This window comes from Pseudochryseolinea flava (genome assembly GCF_003286915.1).
Classification (GTDB): domain Bacteria; phylum Bacteroidota; class Bacteroidia; order Cytophagales; family Cyclobacteriaceae; genus Ohtaekwangia; species Ohtaekwangia flava.
On the sequence record NZ_QMFY01000015.1, the window covers coordinates 88,088 to 103,852 of the forward strand.

General features: G+C 44.3%; 18 protein-coding genes. 7 read left to right on the top strand and 11 right to left on the bottom strand.

What is annotated here, in order from left to right:
- Positions 1-16 precede the first annotated feature (16 nt).
- Positions 17-604, top strand: a complete 588-nt coding sequence (locus tag DQQ10_RS22360; RefSeq protein WP_112749163.1) for a precorrin-2 dehydrogenase/sirohydrochlorin ferrochelatase family protein — start codon at positions 17-19, stop codon at positions 602-604.
- An 85-nt stretch (positions 605-689) separates the two neighbouring features.
- On the opposite strand, the gene DQQ10_RS22365 is transcribed toward DQQ10_RS22360, so the two are convergent.
- From DQQ10_RS22365 to pyrE, 3 genes are all read right to left on the bottom strand, one after another.
- A complete protein-coding gene (locus DQQ10_RS22365; protein ID WP_112749164.1) occupies positions 690-956 on the bottom strand; it encodes a DUF6496 domain-containing protein in 267 nt (88 codons plus the stop codon).
- A 215-nt stretch (positions 957-1,171) separates the two neighbouring features.
- Complete coding sequence (locus tag DQQ10_RS22370; RefSeq protein WP_112749165.1) at positions 1,172-2,341, bottom strand: NAD(P)/FAD-dependent oxidoreductase; 1,170 nt, start codon at positions 2,339-2,341, stop codon at positions 1,172-1,174.
- A complete protein-coding gene (pyrE, locus tag DQQ10_RS22375) occupies positions 2,342-2,992 on the bottom strand; it encodes an orotate phosphoribosyltransferase (protein ID WP_112749166.1) in 651 nt (216 codons plus the stop codon).
- 165 nt (positions 2,993-3,157) lie between these two features.
- Here pyrE and DQQ10_RS22380 point away from each other — a divergent pair, with 165 nt between their 5' ends.
- Positions 3,158-3,844: an NUDIX hydrolase gene (locus DQQ10_RS22380; protein WP_112749167.1), complete on the top strand. Its 687-nt coding sequence runs from the start codon at positions 3,158-3,160 to the stop codon at positions 3,842-3,844.
- Between the two features lie 81 nt (positions 3,845-3,925).
- Here the strand turns inward: DQQ10_RS22380 and coaD are convergent, their stop codons facing one another.
- From coaD to DQQ10_RS22395, 3 genes are all read right to left on the bottom strand, one after another.
- The gene (gene coaD / locus DQQ10_RS22385) at positions 3,926-4,381 is read right to left on the bottom strand and encodes a pantetheine-phosphate adenylyltransferase (RefSeq protein ID WP_112749168.1); all 456 of its coding nucleotides are present in this window, start codon (positions 4,379-4,381) and stop codon (positions 3,926-3,928) included.
- Between the two features lie 11 nt (positions 4,382-4,392).
- Complete coding sequence (locus tag DQQ10_RS22390; RefSeq protein ID WP_112749169.1) at positions 4,393-5,283, bottom strand: DUF3822 family protein; 891 nt, start codon at positions 5,281-5,283, stop codon at positions 4,393-4,395.
- Between the two features lie 206 nt (positions 5,284-5,489).
- Positions 5,490-5,957, bottom strand: coding sequence for an NUDIX domain-containing protein (locus tag DQQ10_RS22395; RefSeq protein ID WP_112749170.1), 468 nt, complete (start codon positions 5,955-5,957; stop codon positions 5,490-5,492).
- A 117-nt stretch (positions 5,958-6,074) separates the two neighbouring features.
- Here DQQ10_RS22395 and DQQ10_RS22400 point away from each other — a divergent pair, with 117 nt between their 5' ends.
- A complete protein-coding gene (locus DQQ10_RS22400) occupies positions 6,075-6,482 on the top strand; it encodes a DUF1573 domain-containing protein (RefSeq protein WP_112749171.1) in 408 nt (135 codons plus the stop codon).
- 73 nt (positions 6,483-6,555) lie between these two features.
- Here the strand turns inward: DQQ10_RS22400 and DQQ10_RS22405 are convergent, their stop codons facing one another.
- Both DQQ10_RS22405 and DQQ10_RS22410 read right to left on the bottom strand, forming a co-directional pair.
- The gene (locus DQQ10_RS22405; RefSeq protein WP_112749172.1) at positions 6,556-6,942 is read right to left on the bottom strand and encodes a DUF423 domain-containing protein; all 387 of its coding nucleotides are present in this window, start codon (positions 6,940-6,942) and stop codon (positions 6,556-6,558) included.
- Positions 6,943-6,956: 14 nt separating this feature from the next.
- The gene (locus DQQ10_RS22410) at positions 6,957-7,628 is read right to left on the bottom strand and encodes a YggS family pyridoxal phosphate-dependent enzyme (RefSeq protein WP_112749173.1); all 672 of its coding nucleotides are present in this window, start codon (positions 7,626-7,628) and stop codon (positions 6,957-6,959) included.
- 41 nt (positions 7,629-7,669) lie between these two features.
- Between DQQ10_RS22410 and DQQ10_RS22415 the strand changes: the two genes are divergently transcribed.
- Together DQQ10_RS22415 and DQQ10_RS22420 are read left to right on the top strand one after the other, a co-directional pair.
- The gene (locus DQQ10_RS22415; RefSeq protein ID WP_112749174.1) at positions 7,670-9,208 is read left to right on the top strand and encodes a GH3 family domain-containing protein; all 1,539 of its coding nucleotides are present in this window, start codon (positions 7,670-7,672) and stop codon (positions 9,206-9,208) included.
- A 2-nt stretch (positions 9,209-9,210) separates the two neighbouring features.
- On the top strand, positions 9,211-9,831 hold the full coding sequence (locus DQQ10_RS22420; protein ID WP_112749175.1) for a LysE family translocator: 621 nt from the start codon (positions 9,211-9,213) through the stop codon (positions 9,829-9,831).
- A 126-nt stretch (positions 9,832-9,957) separates the two neighbouring features.
- Here DQQ10_RS22420 and DQQ10_RS22425 read toward each other — a convergent pair whose 3' ends face one another.
- Genes DQQ10_RS22425 through DQQ10_RS22435 form a run of 3 tightly spaced genes read right to left on the bottom strand, consistent with a single transcriptional unit; the run spans position 9,958 to position 12,777 of the window.
- The gene (locus DQQ10_RS22425) at positions 9,958-11,001 is read right to left on the bottom strand and encodes a vWA domain-containing protein (protein ID WP_112749176.1); all 1,044 of its coding nucleotides are present in this window, start codon (positions 10,999-11,001) and stop codon (positions 9,958-9,960) included.
- Entirely contained in the window at positions 10,994-11,902 is a 909-nt protein-coding gene (locus tag DQQ10_RS22430; protein WP_112749177.1) for a hypothetical protein, read from the bottom strand. Before DQQ10_RS22430 ends, DQQ10_RS22425 begins: the two co-directional genes overlap by 8 nt.
- Positions 11,899-12,777, bottom strand: a complete 879-nt coding sequence (locus DQQ10_RS22435; protein ID WP_112749178.1) for a DUF58 domain-containing protein — start codon at positions 12,775-12,777, stop codon at positions 11,899-11,901. The genes DQQ10_RS22430 and DQQ10_RS22435 overlap by 4 nt, the downstream gene beginning before the upstream one ends.
- A gap of 236 nt (positions 12,778-13,013) precedes the next feature.
- Here DQQ10_RS22435 and DQQ10_RS22440 point away from each other — a divergent pair, with 236 nt between their 5' ends.
- Positions 13,014-13,361 (top strand): DUF4296 domain-containing protein, encoded by a 348-nt coding sequence (locus DQQ10_RS22440; RefSeq protein WP_165824060.1) that lies wholly within the window; start codon positions 13,014-13,016, stop codon positions 13,359-13,361.
- Complete coding sequence (locus DQQ10_RS22445) at positions 13,358-15,730, top strand: endonuclease MutS2 (protein ID WP_112749180.1); 2,373 nt, start codon at positions 13,358-13,360, stop codon at positions 15,728-15,730. The genes DQQ10_RS22440 and DQQ10_RS22445 overlap by 4 nt, the downstream gene beginning before the upstream one ends.
- The last annotated feature ends 35 nt before the right edge of the window (positions 15,731-15,765 follow it).

Sequence of the window (15,765 nt, forward strand, 5' to 3'; positions counted from 1 at the left end):
TGACAATGCACGAGGTATGGAACGCAACAATCTTTTTCCGGTTTTCTTAAAGTTAGAGTCGCTTGAGACTTTAATTGTTGGTGGTGGACATGTTGGTTTGGAAAAACTGACAGCGCTTTTGAAGAACAGTCCATCAGCGAAAATTACATTGGTAGCACGCGCTATTGGTGAGCCGATAAAGGAACTTGCACGAAAACATACCCAAGTCAAATTGTTCGAGCGAAATTTTAAGTTGTGGGATCTTTGGGATAAAGATCTTGTGTTGCTTGCGACTGACAATCGTCAACTTCACGAGACGATTCGGAATTTTGCGCGTACGCGTCGTTTACTTATCAATGTAGCCGACACACCCGATCTCTGCGATTTCTATTTAGGTTCTGTGGTTACTAAGGGTAATTTAAAGATTGGTGTTTCGACCAATGGAAAATCACCGACGATATCGAAAAGAATTCGAGAGTATCTAGAGGATGCGCTTCCTGATAATACCAACGAGTTGTTGGATAACATGCAAAAAATTCGCGACCAAATTAAAGGCGACTTCAGCAAGAAGGTGCAAGTGCTCAACGATGTTACGGCAAGTTTCCTAGAGCGCGGCGGCGCTTAGGGATACCGTTGTATTGGTTCACAGTTCACGTTGATATTGTGGCTCATGTTAGTCGATGTGGCGTGCGTTGTGAACCTACATTTGTCTATCGTTTTGCACGTGCCGTTTTTTTCGAACGCTTTGCCATTCGTTTTGTAGGCTTGCGTCTGGCTGATTTTTTTGCGCGTGTTTTTGAAGGTGTTTTCTTGCTCGGCACCTTCGCTCCTTTCTGTCGTGCTTCCGACAGACCGATTGCAATGGCTTGTTTACGACTTGTGACTTTCGCACCGCTGCCGCTTCTCAGGGTGCCCTTTTTTCTGCGCTTCATCGCACTGCGTACAGTACTTTGAGCCTTCTTTCCATACTTTGCCATAGTTGTAGTTTTGGAAAGAGGCCGAAAATGTGATGCCATATTAGTTCAGGCACCACGTCTAAGTATAAAACAACGGAGCGTTTATTTCCACAGCGTGATGATGTTATCGGAAGTTCACGCGTCGAAGAGAACGATGGTGCAATATCTGACAACAGTATAAGGTCGTTGTTTAGCGTAAACTTTTATTAGAGGCTGCCTTGGTGTTACTGATCTTGTTAAGAGACGGTGGACATTAAAATTTGTGCGACGAGTTCTCCTAACGCGGGTCCATGCTTGAATCCGTGACCCGAGCCACCTCCGAGGAAGATAACGTTCGAGGCGTTGGGGTGGGCTTCTAGAATGAAATTTCCGTCGACGGAGTTTTCATATGGGCAGACACGATTCTCTAGGAGTGGAGCGTTTTTTAAAAGCGGAAAACGATGTGCGATAAAGTTTCTCGCTTTTGATAGTACCTCTTGGTTAATGATTCGCTCTCCATTACTAGGATCGAAAATTTCTCCTCTAATATCAACGCCGATTTTGAATCCACGATTCGCATTACCTGGGATGCCGTAGTAAAAGTCTTTGCCATCGACATCAATCCACACAGGTAAATCATCGAAAGCTTTCGCGGAGGTTTGTGGTGTGCCGAAGTAATATACTTCTTGTTTTGTGCAGGTGATAGTTTGTGCGAGAACCTCCGGAAACATTTTACCGAGCCAAGCGCCACAAGCAAAAATATAAGCGTCAGCGTACAGCGATTGCCCATCGGAGAGTTTAATGTTCTCAATTTTGCCATTGGTAATACGTCCAGGCTGTGCCGCGGCATTAATCAATGTGCCGCCTTCTTTCACAAATGCTTCTACCACGGCTTGTGTTGCTTCACGAGCTTTTAAATAACCGCCGAAAGGATCGAAGAAGGCATGGTGAAGGTCGTTGCTGTTAATGACCGGAAACCGTTTCTTCAGCTCCGCGGTTGAGAGATACTCAAGCGGCATATTGTGTTGAGAAGCAAATGGCAGTGATTGATCAACGATAGGTGTTTTTTCGTCGTAGCAGAGCCAGAGCACGCCCGTGTTGAAAAAAAGCTTTCGCTTAAAGATAGCTTCATTTTCCTTCCACAGTGAAAACGCCCTTACATTCAAGTCGAAATAGAATTGGTTGTTGCCGTACGTTGAGCGAATGACGCGTGTTTCATCGCCTGAGCTTGATCGTGCATTTCCTGGTCCCCAAGCATCTACGAGCGTAACTTTACATCCGAGACGTAGAAGGTATAGGGCAGTCCAACCACCAAACGCGCCCGCACCAATTACAACGATAGGGCTACTGGCGTTTATCTTTGCAATATCCTTATTGTGAAAAGGATTCTGAGCAGGTGCAAAGGTGTTGATGTTTGGACTGGCCATTTATTTTTTCCAGTTCGAAGGATCAACGCGCCACGCTTTTAGCGAAGTTAGCTGATCGTCGTTAATGTAATTTTTACTTTGTGCGTAATTCAACAAAGAGCTGTAGTCAGAGAGACTGATGAGTGACGTGTTTGCTTCGTAGAAGTTCCGTTTGGCGATATCGAATCCGTAATTGAAGATTGACACCATTCCAAGTACTTCGAATCCGGCGTCGCGAAGGGCTTGCACGGCTTTTAGAGAGCTGCCTCCGGTAGAGACTAGATCTTCGACAACGACTACTTTTTGATTTTTTACAATGCGGCCCTCAATCAAATTCTCCATGCCATGGTCTTTCGGTTTAGGTCGCACGTAAAGAAAAGGCAGTTCCATGTCTTGTGCCACCAGTGCACCTTGCGCAATACCTGCCGTAGCCACGCCGGCGATTGCTTCAACGGTGAAGAAGTTTTCGCGAATGGCTTGAATTAAGCCCGCTTTAATGGCCGTACGAATAGCCGGGAATGATAATGAAAGTCTGTTATCACAATAAATCGGCGATTTCCAGCCGGAAGCCCATGTGAAAGGTTTTTCTGTGTTGAGTTTAATGGCTTCTATTTGCAACAGCATATCAGCGATTTTGCCGGCTGTTTCATCTTGAACTTTAATGATAGGCATATGCCGAAAGTTAGGACTAAAAGTTGACCAGAGAAAAGCGATCGATGTGATTCCTGTAGATTGAAAATATTATTGAAAATAGAAGCCTAAAATCTTACCTTGCCCTTGACTGCAAGGGATAATTTTATTCTTTTGCGAACCTCGTATCGTGTAAATGCCATTCGAATGATCATTTTTATCAACGACATTCCTGTCAGGATTTGGAAGGCCGGAAATGAACCTGAAAGTGGGCGGATCAATCATGTAGTGGATGCTGCAACGGAGCCAGTAACACAATCGAAGATGATTCACCATGTGTGGGTGAAAAATGCCGAGGCAAAAGACCTTGATGCACTTTTAGCGCTTTTGGATTCGAAGGTTCCCACGAACTTACTTTCGCTGGATATTACCGCTAAAGATTACGACACGGCTAAAGATTATCTCTTAAGCAAATTTAAAGTTGTAAAGGCTGCAGGCGGACTTGTTCGCAAGAAGGAAAAGTTTCTCATGATTTATCGCATGAAGAAATGGGATCTTCCAAAGGGGAAGAAAGAAAAAGGGGAGAACTACAAAGAGGCTGCGGTGCGTGAAGTAGGTGAAGAGTGTAATATTACTGTGAAGCGCGGTGGAAGAATTTGCACCACTTGGCATACCTATACAATGAATAAAAACGCCATGATCAAGAAGACCAAATGGTATATCATGGATGTTATTGACGATACGCGCTTGAAGCCCGCATTGGAAGAAGATATTGAAGAAGCTCGTTGGATGAGTCAGAAGGAAGTGTACCATGCACTGGAGCATTCTTACAAATCTATCCGCTATGTGGTGGAGCAGTATTATTCTTTGCGCGAACTGAAGTCCACGAAATAGTGTTTTGAATAGCCTCAAGTTGCAGGTTACAAGTTACAAGCATGCGCAAAAGATCATAAGGCTTTGCAGCTTGAAGCCTCTCTACAAAGTATATGGGAGAAACTTTGACACGTCGCCGCCATAGCGATGTACTTCGCGAACGATCGATGAACTGATCCATGCCAGAGTCGGCGTTGTGATAAGGAATACGGATTCAAGTTCGGCGTTCAACTCCCGGTTTACCTGGCTGATGCTGTTCTCGTATTCGAAGTCGGTGGTGTTACGCAATCCACGGAGTAAAAATTTAGCACCATGTTTCTTGGCCAGGCCCGCGGTGAGCTCTGAATAGGTGATCACCTTAACAGGGCGATTATTGAATGTTTGCTCGATGTAACCGAGCATCTTATCTATGGGAAAATAGCGAGCATTTTTTTGACTATTGAATCCAACTGCGATAATAATCTCGTCGAACACTTCAAGTCCTCTGAGCACAATGTCTTCATGTCCTTTCGTAAATGGATCAAAAGAACCCGGGAAAAGTGCAATGCGTTTGCTCATAAATGTGGCCGTTAGGCTTGAATGAGATGTATCGAGTACAGATCGAAGAAGTGATGTTCTTGGATCTCATCGAAAATGTAATTGAATTGAAGATGGTCCGGACGATTTCCAAAAACGACGTTGCTAACGTATTTGTAAAATTCGTGGTAGTGCGGCGAGTTCTTACCGATATATCCCCATAAAACAACCTTGCTAGACTGTTGATCCATGTTCAGTGACTTCATCACGAGCATGATATATTTTACGTAGTCAGAAAATTGTTTGATCGCGAATTGATTATAGTACAAAAGCTTACCGTCGCGACATGCCAACAGGTGGAGTTTGAATCGATCGACGTAAATGTATAACGGTTCGTCTTTTCGATTGCCAGCAAATTGCATCATGCCTTCGATTAGAGCCGCGGCTTGGTGTGTATAGATCGGCGGGTTGTTAGGATAAACGCTGTCGAGCCAAAGTTTAAGGTCCTTGTTAATGGCGAAAATCGTAACCGCATGCGCGCGTTTATTGACGGTTGATAAGAATACTTCTTTGTCGGGATCAACTTGGGCGTTGAAGCGGAGGTATTCTTCCATTGCTTCTTCGGCAAACAAAGCCTGTGGAACTTGAACGAACTTCAGGTTTTTGATCGAGACTTTTATTTGTTTCCAGAAGCCTGCTTTCAGCAATGCGTGAGAGTCGAACAGTTGATCTAACATGTTCATCAACTCTTCGTGCGAGGTGAGGTTGGGCAGAACGAAATCTTCGAGAAGCAGTATTTTATTATCGCTCGGGTCGACAACCAGAAGTTGGAAGTCGCGGGTGCCCAGTTGAATCAAGAGATGGTAGTGATGCAGGAACTCTTCATCAAAACGTTCGTCCTTGATTTTCTTGATGAGCTTGTAGTTGAGCGAGGTTGTTTGCAAGACTTTTGATTAACGGTCCAATTGCAATAATAAAAAATAAAAGCCGAAAGCAGAAAGCGAAGCGGGTAAAGCACTTTCTGGTGTTTGCGTGAGCGATAGGAGCGGCACCCCGCAGTGGCGGAGGGTGTGCTGTGGCACGAGGAGTATAGCGGATAGCGCGACCCCGAGTTTTCGAGGGGGCACGCCCAATGGAAACGTAGCGAAATTTATATCTTGTAGAACCCTTGGAGCTGGGAAAGGTCGGTAATGTTGCTGACGAGGCTGAAAATGCCGTGGCGTTCATCCTTTACAATGCGGAAGATTTCGTCGTTAGAAAGGAGGGCAACGGCCTGAATGATGTTGTATTCTGGATCGTGGCCTACGCCGATGGACCCTGATTTTACCGATACGTTGTAGAACAATTCGACGGCGTGTAGGGGCGGCTGAATGAATTCGACGCCAAAAGCAAATGAGCCGACATTGATGGTGAGGCCAGTTTCTTCAAGAAATTCTTTTTTTAGGGTTTCTTCGATGGAAAAACCAAAATCGACACCGCCGCCGGGTGGCGCCCAAAAGTTGCCATTTTTTATGCCGGAATGATTGACCATCAGCATTTTACCCTCGTTGATCAAGAGCCCACAAGCACGGATTCGCACCTTGTTTCCGTATATTTTGTCGATTTCAGGGTCGGTCATTGATCAGGTGCTTGGTTATGGCTTGATTTCTCGCGAATTCTGGTAGTTGTCAGAATTTTCGTTTTTCTGGCAATATACTTGCAGCGAGGTGCTTAAATTTGTAAAAAATTTTCTGTTATGAAGAAATATCTGTTTTTATTGTTTGTGATTGGACTATGCGCGCCGGCTTTTGCTCAACAGGCAAATCAGAAGGGTCCAGTGATCACATTTGAAAAGAAGACCTTCGATTTCGGTGACATCAAGCAAGGTGATAAAGTTGAACACACCTTTACGTTTACGAATACTGGTACAGAGCCTTTGATCATTACAAATGTTGAGGTGACTTGTGGTTGTACGACACCAAAAGGTTTTACGCGTGATCCGATAGCACCAGGCGGTAAAAGTGAAATCACCGTGGCCTTTAATAGTGCGGGCAAACTTGGACGTCAGAACAAAGTAGTAACGGTTGTGTCGAATGCCGTGAATGCTGGCGGAAATAAAATTTCATTCACAGCAAACGTGTTGGCTGGCGAAAGCGTGCAGTAGCACTGTTTCGAAAGAGATTATTAGGTCGTTAATCAAGGATTTGGTTAACGACCTTTTTATTTGGTAAGTGCGTCTATCGTTTGTTGGTGTTAAACAAGGATAGGAGCATAAGGAGCCACGCTACAATCAGCAGTAACCCTCCGATTGGTGTGATGAGTCCGAAGCCGCCGCCTATTTTTACAAAAGACATGGTGTAAAGACTGCCACTAAAACACACCACGCCGAGTACAAAGAATAGTGCTGCATAGCCAAGGCGATTGGCGTTAAAATTATTCATGAGGATACCTGTAGTGAGAAGCGCAAACACGTGAAAGAAGTGGTAGCGATTGGCGAGTTCGAACATTTCGGTGGTTTGATTTGCGGCGAGCTGTGCCTTAAATCCGTGGGCGCCAGAAGCCCCCAAGACAACAGCGGTTAACCCAAGTATTGCAGCGGCGGCGAGCGTGATTCGTTGATTCATTCTATGCGTACTTTTTAATGATAATTACGTTCTCCAAATAAAGCGGTACCAATTCTAATCATCGTACTTCCTTCTTCGATAGCAATTTTATAGTCGCCACTCATGCCCATGGAAAGTTCCTTCAAATCAACATTGGCTGGAAGCGATAGCGTTTTGAGGTCGTCGAAAATTTTTCTTAATGATTTGAATTCTCTTCGAACTTGATCGTGGTTGTCGGTGAATGTGGCCATGCCCATGAGTCCGTGAATTTTAATGTGCTTATATTTTTCAAACGTTGGCTCAAGTAGGAGTGATCTGATTTCATCTGCTGAGAAACCAAACTTTGTTTCTTCTGTGGCGATGTGTACTTGTAAAAGGCAGGCGATAACGCGTTGTGCTTTGTTTGCTTGTTTGTTGATTTCGTCAAGAAGTTTTACGCTGTCGACGGCGTGAATCCAATGCACAAAGGGTGCGATGTATTTCACTTTATTGGATTGCAGATGGCCGATCATGTGCCATTGGATGTCTTTTGGAAGGGCTTCAAACTTAGGGACAAGTTCTTGCACCTTGTTTTCGCCAAAAACGCGCTGTCCGGCATCGTACGCTTCTTGAATAGCGCTGATGGGTTGGGTCTTGCTTACCGCGATAAGGTTACAACGTTCGGGTAAGTTTTGGCGGAAATTATTGATGTTATTCTTAATATTCATTCCTATTTTAGCCCCTTAAAATCCACCAAAGCTAATTGAATATGGCGATACTCGGAACATTGCTAAAAAAAGGGATACGCATACGTGAGATGTTGGAGCAGGAGTATACCTCGCCATATGATCTGCAGAAGAAAGAGCTGAAAGAATTGTTGATTACCGCAGCGCAGACGGAGTTCGGCAAGCATTATAACTTCTCTGATATTCTTGGGAAGTTTCGCCGTGGCGACAAGGGTTTTTATAATCAGTTTAAGACGAATGTGCCGATCCATGCCTATAACAAAATGTATAGCGATTGGTGGAACATGGCGTTGAAAGGAGAGAAGAATATCTGCTGGCCGGGGCGCGTAAAATATTTTGCGTTGAGTTCAGGTACATCGGAAGCGTCGTCGAAATATATTCCGGTAACGAAGGATATGACGAAGGCAATTCAGAAGACAAGTATTCGTCAGATCTTAACGTTGTCAAAGTATGATCTTCCGCCGGAGATTTTTGAATCCGGGATTATGATGCTTGGCGGAAGTACACACTTAAATAAACGGGGTAGTTTCTTCGAAGGCGATTTAAGTGGTATTCAAGCGGCGCGTCTACCTTTTTGGTTTCAACATTTTTACAAGCCAGGAAAAAAAATCGCGAAGACGCGAAACTGGGATGCGAAGTTGGACGAGATTGCGGCGAAGTCGAAAGATTGGGATATCGGAATCATTGTCGGAGTTCCCGCGTGGATACAAATTTTGATGGAGAAGGTGGTGAAGTACCACGAGGTGAAGAACATTCATGAAGTGTGGCCAAACTTGATGGTGTACGTTCATGGCGGTGTGTCTTTTGATCCATATCGAAAGGGATTTGAGAAGTTGTTGGGACGTCCAATACACTACATCGAAACCTATCTCGCATCAGAAGGATTTATTGCGTTTCAAGCTTATCCCAATCGCAGGTCGATGCGTTTGGTGTTGAACAATGGAATTTTTTATGAGTTCGTTCCATTCGATGAAAAGAACTTTGATGCCAATGGTGAGATCAGGCCAGATGCTGAAACATGTTTGATCGACGAAGTGGAAGAAGGAAAGGAGTATGCGATTCTATTGTCGAGCTGCGCGGGTGCATGGCGTTATTTGATTGGTGACGTTATTAAATTTACATCGCTGGAGGAGAGCGAGATTGTGATCACTGGCAGGACGAAACACTTCCTGAGTTTATGCGGCGAACACCTTTCTGTTGATAATATGAACAAAGCGGTGGAGCTAGCAACGAACGACTTTAATATTAATATTCCTGAATTCACGGTTGCGGGTATTCCGCATGGCACTTTGTTCGCGCACCACTGGTACATCGGCACCGATGATCCTGTAGATGAGAAGGCTTTAAAGGAAAAAATTGATTTTCACCTGAAGGCATTGAATGATGATTATGCTGTTGAAAGAAGCGCTGCCTTAAAAGAAGTGATTGTTGAAGTACTTCCGGTAAGAAGGTTTTATGATTACATGGAATCGAAAGGGAAAGTTGGCGGTCAGAATAAATTTCCTCGCGTGATGAAGAGCGCACAGCTTAGCGATTGGAAGAGCTTCCTTGAAAAGAAATAAGGATGGACATTATTTCAAAAGGCGTTGTATCAGGTTTGGTATTGGCCCTTATGATCGGGCCTGTCTTCTTTACCATTATTCAGACAAGCATTGAGCGCGGCTTTTCAAATGGCGTATTCGTTGCCATTGGTGTATCGGTAAGTGATGCCATGTACATTCTAATCTCCTACTTCGGATTAACACAGTTTTTGAGTCAGCCTGATGTTCGTCTTTATATGGCGTACGTTGGCGGAGCCGTGTTGATGGCTTTTGGTCTTTACTATTTGTTTGTGAAAAGTCGAAAGCTAGGGAAAACAGATTATGGGAGCTTGCCGGCGAAAAGTTGGCGACGTTTAGCGGTGAAAGGTTTTATCATTAATGGTCTTACACCAACAGTATTTTTCTTTTGGCTGGGTGTGGTTAGCGTGGCCACAACAGAATTTGGATATCGAACCAATGCGCAAGCGCTAACATACTTTGCAACGATTGTGGGTACTGTCTTTATCACCGACGTGATCAAAGCGAAGCTTGCAGACAAACTTCGTGTGGTGATGACGCCGCGATTTATTCAGGTGATGAACATCGTGTTGGGTGTCGTGCTTGTGGTGTTTGCGGGCAAGCTAATTCTCTATCCTGAGATTTGAGTTAGCATTTACTACATGCATTCAAGGATCTTATGATATGGATGAAATGGAAGATGATTACGGTTTGCTTTCTCGCGATAACGGTGAGTCGTTTCTGAACGATACAATGGTCATCAAAAAAGCCGGTTAATCTTGCAATACGTTGCTTATAAATGTGCTCTTCAATAACAGCCACAGCAAGAAAAAAGCAATGGCCCATTGCAGGTAGATTGTGTAGAAGTCGGAAGTGTTTTTGAACCGCGTTTCTTTGATCTCTGCTTTTTCATATTGATCGATTTTGGCAAACACTTGCGACAGTGCGCGGTTATCGGTTACACGAAAGAATTCGCCTCCACCAATGCTGGCCATTTTGCGCATGGTTGTTTCATCTACAGTGTTGTCGTAGTACACTGGCCTTCCAAAGAAATCTTTCCCCATGGGCACACGTCCTTCTTTTCCAACAATAATAGAATAGATTTTAATGCCGTATGCAGACGCCAATTCTGCCGCCGTGACAGGATCAATATTGCCCGCGTTGCTGTCGCCGTCGCTAAGGAGAATACAGACTTTTGATTTCGCTTCCGATTCACGCATACGATTGGTAACTACCGCCATCGCGCTCCCAATGGCCGTTCCTTTCGCATCGATCATTTCGAAGTTGATGTCTTTGAGATAGTTTTTCAGTAGATCATAGTCTGTGGTGAGCGGTGCGAGCGAAAATGCATCGCCGGAGAAAACGACAAGTCCGATGCGATCTTGGATTCTACCTTCAATAAATTTCTTAGCAACCTCTTTGGCTGATTCCAAGCGATTCGGACGGAAGTCTTCCATCATCATGGATTCAGAAACGTCCATGGCAATCATGATGTCGATACCTTCTGCCCACTGCTCTACTTTTTCGTTGCTATGTTGAGGACGCGCAAGACAAACGATGATCAAAGCCGCGGTGATCATTAACAGTAATTCTGGTATGAGCGCGAGTAGAATAATGGGTGAGAGTTTTAGATCGCGACGTACTACAGCGATAGGCACTTTTTGATCGTTGAAATATTGTAAGACGTGGCGAATGACAAAGACCACAGGCACTGCAAGGAGAAGATATAAAATCCATGGTGTCTCCCAGTTGTAAGCCTTCAAGGTTGAAGGTTCGAACCATTCCAGTGAATACCAGGGTGTAAGATCCTTATCCATGCTTCACTTCCTCCAATTTCTTGTTGAATCTGTTTTGCGCGAAAGTTTTTAAGCTCTCGAATAGCACAGTAGTCTGCGTGTTATGTCCATAGATCGCTTCGTCGATTCCGTGTAAAGTTTTTCCAAGCTGATCATCTTTCTGGATGCGTTGAATCTCACGGCTCGTAAGTTTAGTGTATGGAAGGCGCTCGAGCTGTTCCAGGTATCGCTTCCAATACACTAAGGTGGCTTCTGTTGAAAGCGGCGAATACTGTTTTTGTAAGCCTGATATATTTGAATCGAATCCCACCAGGAATGCCTGATGCGCTTTCATCATGCGTTTGATCTTGAAATGTTTTCGAACAGGCTTTCCAAAGAAGAACCAACCGAGGGCGACTAATACGAGTGTAATACCGACAACAAAAATCAGTAATGGGTAGTTGAATAGTTTATCCGTAGGTTGATAGGTGGCTTGATGTTTCAAGTCTAACCGTGCAATAGAGACGGTGTCGACGTTGGGCGTTGTCAACGTTAGTTTGATACTGTCGATATTCGAAACGTGCAGCGTACAATCGTTGGGGTTAATTTGAAATATTGGGAGGCTTAAGGTTTGGATTGGGTCGATGCTAAATGAAGCGAGATGATATACAACGCTATCGTAGCTGATGTCATTTTTTGTTTCTGTATCGAAGTACTCTTTGCTTCGAAATTCCAAAGAGGCGAAATCAAAAGTCGAGTCAGGAAAGAGTATGTTTATCTTGCTTGGATAACGTGCGGCAAGGTAGAAGCGCGCGGGTTCTCCCACTTTAATGCTGTCTTCAAAAAATCCACCTGTCACTTTAATTTCTTGGCAGAAGCTTTCTGAAAAAACGAGTAGGAATGGAAGGAGAAAGAGTCCTTTAATTTTCGTCAGCCGCATCATGATGTTTTCATCGATTTGTTTCTGACTTTGAAAAGACGAAGGAGTTTCGGCACATAATCTTCATCGGTATCTAAAGAAATAAAGTTGATCTCATGCTTTCTCGATAATTGCGTGAGGTAGTCCTGACGTTGTCGATGGTGTAAGCCTACGTTATTTCGAAACTCGCCAAAGGAAGTATTCACCCAAACAGTTTTTTTAGTTTCCTTGTCAATCACAGGAATGATGCCCAGTCGCGGTAAATCAGTTTCGCGTTTATCGCTGATGTGAATTACAACAAGGTCGTGTCGTTGTGCCAGTGCTTTAAGGTTATGTTCGTACCCTTCGTCAATAAAGTCTGAAATGAGAATGACGACACTTCTTCTGCGGATGGCGTTTAGTGCAAAGGCCATCGCTTTTGTCAGGTTTGTACCTGTTGACGTAGGCTTCAGAGACGTTAGCGTACTAATGATCTCGTATGCTTGAGAATGACCTTTCGTTGGTTTGATGTAACGTTCGCGGATGTCGGAGTAGCAGATTAGTCCAACGTGACTTGACTCTTTCACGGCAGCGAGGGACAATACACCGCAGATTTCTTTGCCAATATCAACTTTTGTTTTTCCGGGAGCGCCGATATCTTTTGATGCGGATACGTCAAGGATAAAAAATACGGTTTGCTCCTTTTCTTCGCGAAAAGTTTTCACGTACATGCCGTGGCCTTTTGCCGATACGTTCCAGTCGATGGTGCGAATGTCGTCGCCATACTGGTAGGGGCGTACGTCATCAAATTCCAATCCTGTACCTTTAAAAACCGAATGGAAGTCACCTTGCATTTGGCTGTTAATCGCCTTGCGGATTTGGATCTCGTATTTTCGAAGCTTCTTTAGTAACTCTTTCATTGCTCCTTAACTTTTTTTCCGCCGTTCGACAGCAGCTTGGGTTAAGTTGATTGACACTGGCCAAATTATTGTTTGATGGACAGCGTTTCTGATGTGACACTCCTGTTAGAGAGTACCTCAACATCCAAAAATATAACAATTATGATTATTTTGCCCACCCTTTGCAGTGGAGGACCGACAAAAGTGAGATGAGGTTGATACACCCTGTAAATGGTAGATTAGAACGAGCGATGACCATGAGAACATTCTTGATAATCGGATTGATCCTGTTCGGCTGTGCCAGTAAGGAGGCTGTTCCGGCTGGGATCCTAACGTCCGAGGAGATGGTGGAAATGTATTCAGAGATGTATTTGGCTGAGGAGAAGGTCAACCGAATGGGCCTTCCCCGCGATTCAGCTGTAAAAGTCTTCAAGATCATTGAGCGGAAAGTATTTGAGAAGACTAAGGTTTCGGATACTGTTTTTCGCCAATCCATTCATTATTACATGGATCGTCCGCTGGAAATGGAACAGATTTACACGGCTGTCGTTGATTCACTGAATCTGCGTGAACAGCGCACGACCGTGAAGAGTGTGAAAGAATGATTTATCCCGAAACTTTTGAACAGAAATTAGGCTTCGACCAAATCAGGCAGAAGCTTGTAGCGTATTGCTTGTCGCCAGCGGGTGCCGCTTGGGTAGATAAGATGCGTTTTAGCAGTGAAGTAGATTTTGTAAAGATACTCCTGAAACAAAATTTAGAATTCCGGCAGATTTTAGAGAAAGGTGAGCCTTTCCCATCGCAGCATTTTTTCGATGCCACTGACTGGATCAAAAAGATTTCACTCGAGGGAAATTGGTTAGAAGCTGAGGAGTTTTTGCATTTGGCCTATGGATTGGAAACCATATTAGCATGCAAAACCTTTCTCGTGAAATCCGCAGAACTCTACCCTGAGTTGCATAAACTTTCGCAGCCTGTAACGATCACGAGTCAATTGTCGCAGAAAATTTTTACGACGATTGACGATAAGGCGCAGGTAAAGGACAGTGCGAGTGCTGATCTTGGAAAAATCAGAAAGAGATTGCGTGATGAGCAATCACGACTGCGGCGATTGGCAGAGCAAATATTTCGTATGGCGGTGCAAGAGTCATGGGTTCCTGAAGGTGCACTTCCGACGATTCGCGAGGGAAGGTTAGTGATTCCTATTCAAGCGGAGCATAAACGCAAAGTGAAGGGTTTCATTTTAGATGAGTCTGCAACTGGGCAAACCGTGTTCATGGAGCCAACGGAGATGCTAGACGCAAACAACGAGATCCGCGATCTTGAACATGCCGAGAAGCGTGAGGTCATACGAATTTTACGCGATTTAACCGGCGACTTTAGAACTCAGCTTCCTGTTTTGAATGCTGCATTTCAGTTTTTAGCCCAGATAGACTTTATCAGGGCCAAGGCTAAATTTTCTTTGGAGATTGGCGGTGATCATCCGGTGATCGAAAAACATCCTGAGTTGATTTGGTATCAGGCGAAGCATCCCTTGCTTTTTCTGAGTTTGAAAGGTAAACGAGATGTAGTTCCGTTAAATATCGAACTTGATCAACAGGATCGATTGCTGTTGGTGTCGGGGCCGAATGCGGGCGGTAAATCTGTTACACTCAAAACCGTGGGGTTGCTTCAGTACATGTTGCAATGTGGGATGTTGATTCCGCTTTCAGACCGGTCGCGTGTAGGGATTTTTAAAGACATCTTCATTGATATCGGTGATCAGCAGTCTATCGAGAACGACTTGAGTACCTATAGCAGTCACCTTCGAAATATGAATGCGTTTATACAGCATGCCGGTGATCGTTCTTTGGTTTTGATGGATGAGCTTGGTTCTGGTACAGATCCAAATTTTGGTGGTGCCATTGCTCAAGCTATTTTGGAATCGTTGTTGAAAAAGCGCGTATGGGGTGTAGCCACAACACACTACTATAACTTGAAGTTATTTGCGGGACAACGGCAAGGTGTGAAAAATGCGGCGATGCGTTTTGATGACAAGAATCTGGTGCCGCTTTATGTATTGGATATTGGTAAACCGGGGAGTTCGTTTGCGCTGGAGATCGCACGTAAAACAGGGTTACCACAGTCGGTATTGATGGAGGCGGAGAAACTTGTCGGAAAGGATCTGGCTGGGTTTGAAACGTTGGTTCGTTCGTTGGAGAAGGAGCGTGTGCAGCTTGCGGAAAAGATCAAAAAGATGGAGCGACAAGAGGCAGATTTAAAACAATCGCTTGCGAAATATCAGACACTCTCATCAGAACTTGAAACGAAGAAGAAGGAGATTATAGGCAAAGCAAAAGAAGAAGCAGCGAATCTCTTAAAGGACACAAATCGGGAGATTGAAAAAACGATTCGACATATTCGCGAGAATCAAGCTCAGAAAACAGAAACACTTCGCGTTCGCAAGGGGCTGGAGAATCTCACCAAGAAAGTGAATACGCAGCAGGTGCAAAAAGAAAAACCTGTTCAGCAAAAGGAGGAATTGAAAGAAGGTGATCGTGTAAAATTGCTAGGTCAGGATAGTAGTGGCGTAATTCTAGCGATCCAAGGAAAAAATGCGACGGTTCAATTCGGTGAATTGAAATCGGTAACAAAACTTGATAGGCTTGAAAAGATTACGGGTGCCGTAGCAAAAGAGATGGCGTCGCGTCTGACTACATCGAGTTTGAATGTTCATGAAAAAAGATCAACGTTCAGTAACACACTGGATATCCGCGGACGTCGTGTCGATGAGGTTCTATCCTTGGTAGATCAATTTATGGATACGGCAATTTTATTAGGGCAAAGTGAATTGAAAGTGCTTCACGGGAAAGGAGAGGGCGTCTTACGAAAAGTTGTGCGCGATCATTTACGTCGCTACAAGGAAGTCGCGTCCATAAGCGATGAGCATATTGAAAGGGGAGGCGATGGGATTACTGTGGTGGTCTTGAAGTGAACCTGTTATATGAAAATAAAAAAGGGCTTCCGACG

Bases quoted from the DNA above. Each gene is read 5' to 3' on its own strand.
- DQQ10_RS22425 (WP_112749176.1), bottom strand. From the start codon at position 11,001: ATGGATAAGGATCTTACACCCTGGTATTCACTGGAATGGTTCGAACCT.
- DQQ10_RS22380 (WP_112749167.1), top strand. From the start codon at position 3,158: ATGATCATTTTTATCAACGACATTCCTGTCAGGATTTGGAAGGCCGGA.
- DQQ10_RS22360 (WP_112749163.1), top strand. From the start codon at position 17: ATGGAACGCAACAATCTTTTTCCGGTTTTCTTAAAGTTAGAGTCGCTT.
- DQQ10_RS22400 (WP_112749171.1), top strand. From the start codon at position 6,075: ATGAAGAAATATCTGTTTTTATTGTTTGTGATTGGACTATGCGCGCCG.
- DQQ10_RS22440 (WP_165824060.1), top strand. From the start codon at position 13,014: ATGAGAACATTCTTGATAATCGGATTGATCCTGTTCGGCTGTGCCAGT.
- DQQ10_RS22395 (WP_112749170.1), bottom strand. From the start codon at position 5,957: ATGACCGACCCTGAAATCGACAAAATATACGGAAACAAGGTGCGAATC.
- DQQ10_RS22430 (WP_112749177.1), bottom strand. From the start codon at position 11,902: ATGATGCGGCTGACGAAAATTAAAGGACTCTTTCTCCTTCCATTCCTA.
- DQQ10_RS22435 (WP_112749178.1), bottom strand. From the start codon at position 12,777: ATGAAAGAGTTACTAAAGAAGCTTCGAAAATACGAGATCCAAATCCGC.
- DQQ10_RS22410 (WP_112749173.1), bottom strand. From the start codon at position 7,628: ATGAATATTAAGAATAACATCAATAATTTCCGCCAAAACTTACCCGAA.
- DQQ10_RS22445 (WP_112749180.1), top strand. From the start codon at position 13,358: ATGATTTATCCCGAAACTTTTGAACAGAAATTAGGCTTCGACCAAATC.
- DQQ10_RS22405 (WP_112749172.1), bottom strand. From the start codon at position 6,942: ATGAATCAACGAATCACGCTCGCCGCCGCTGCAATACTTGGGTTAACC.
- DQQ10_RS22365 (WP_112749164.1), bottom strand. From the start codon at position 956: ATGGCAAAGTATGGAAAGAAGGCTCAAAGTACTGTACGCAGTGCGATG.
- DQQ10_RS22415 (WP_112749174.1), top strand. From the start codon at position 7,670: ATGGCGATACTCGGAACATTGCTAAAAAAAGGGATACGCATACGTGAG.
- DQQ10_RS22370 (WP_112749165.1), bottom strand. From the start codon at position 2,341: ATGGCCAGTCCAAACATCAACACCTTTGCACCTGCTCAGAATCCTTTT.
- pyrE (WP_112749166.1), bottom strand. From the start codon at position 2,992: ATGCCTATCATTAAAGTTCAAGATGAAACAGCCGGCAAAATCGCTGAT.
- DQQ10_RS22420 (WP_112749175.1), top strand. From the start codon at position 9,211: ATGGACATTATTTCAAAAGGCGTTGTATCAGGTTTGGTATTGGCCCTT.
- coaD (WP_112749168.1), bottom strand. From the start codon at position 4,381: ATGAGCAAACGCATTGCACTTTTCCCGGGTTCTTTTGATCCATTTACG.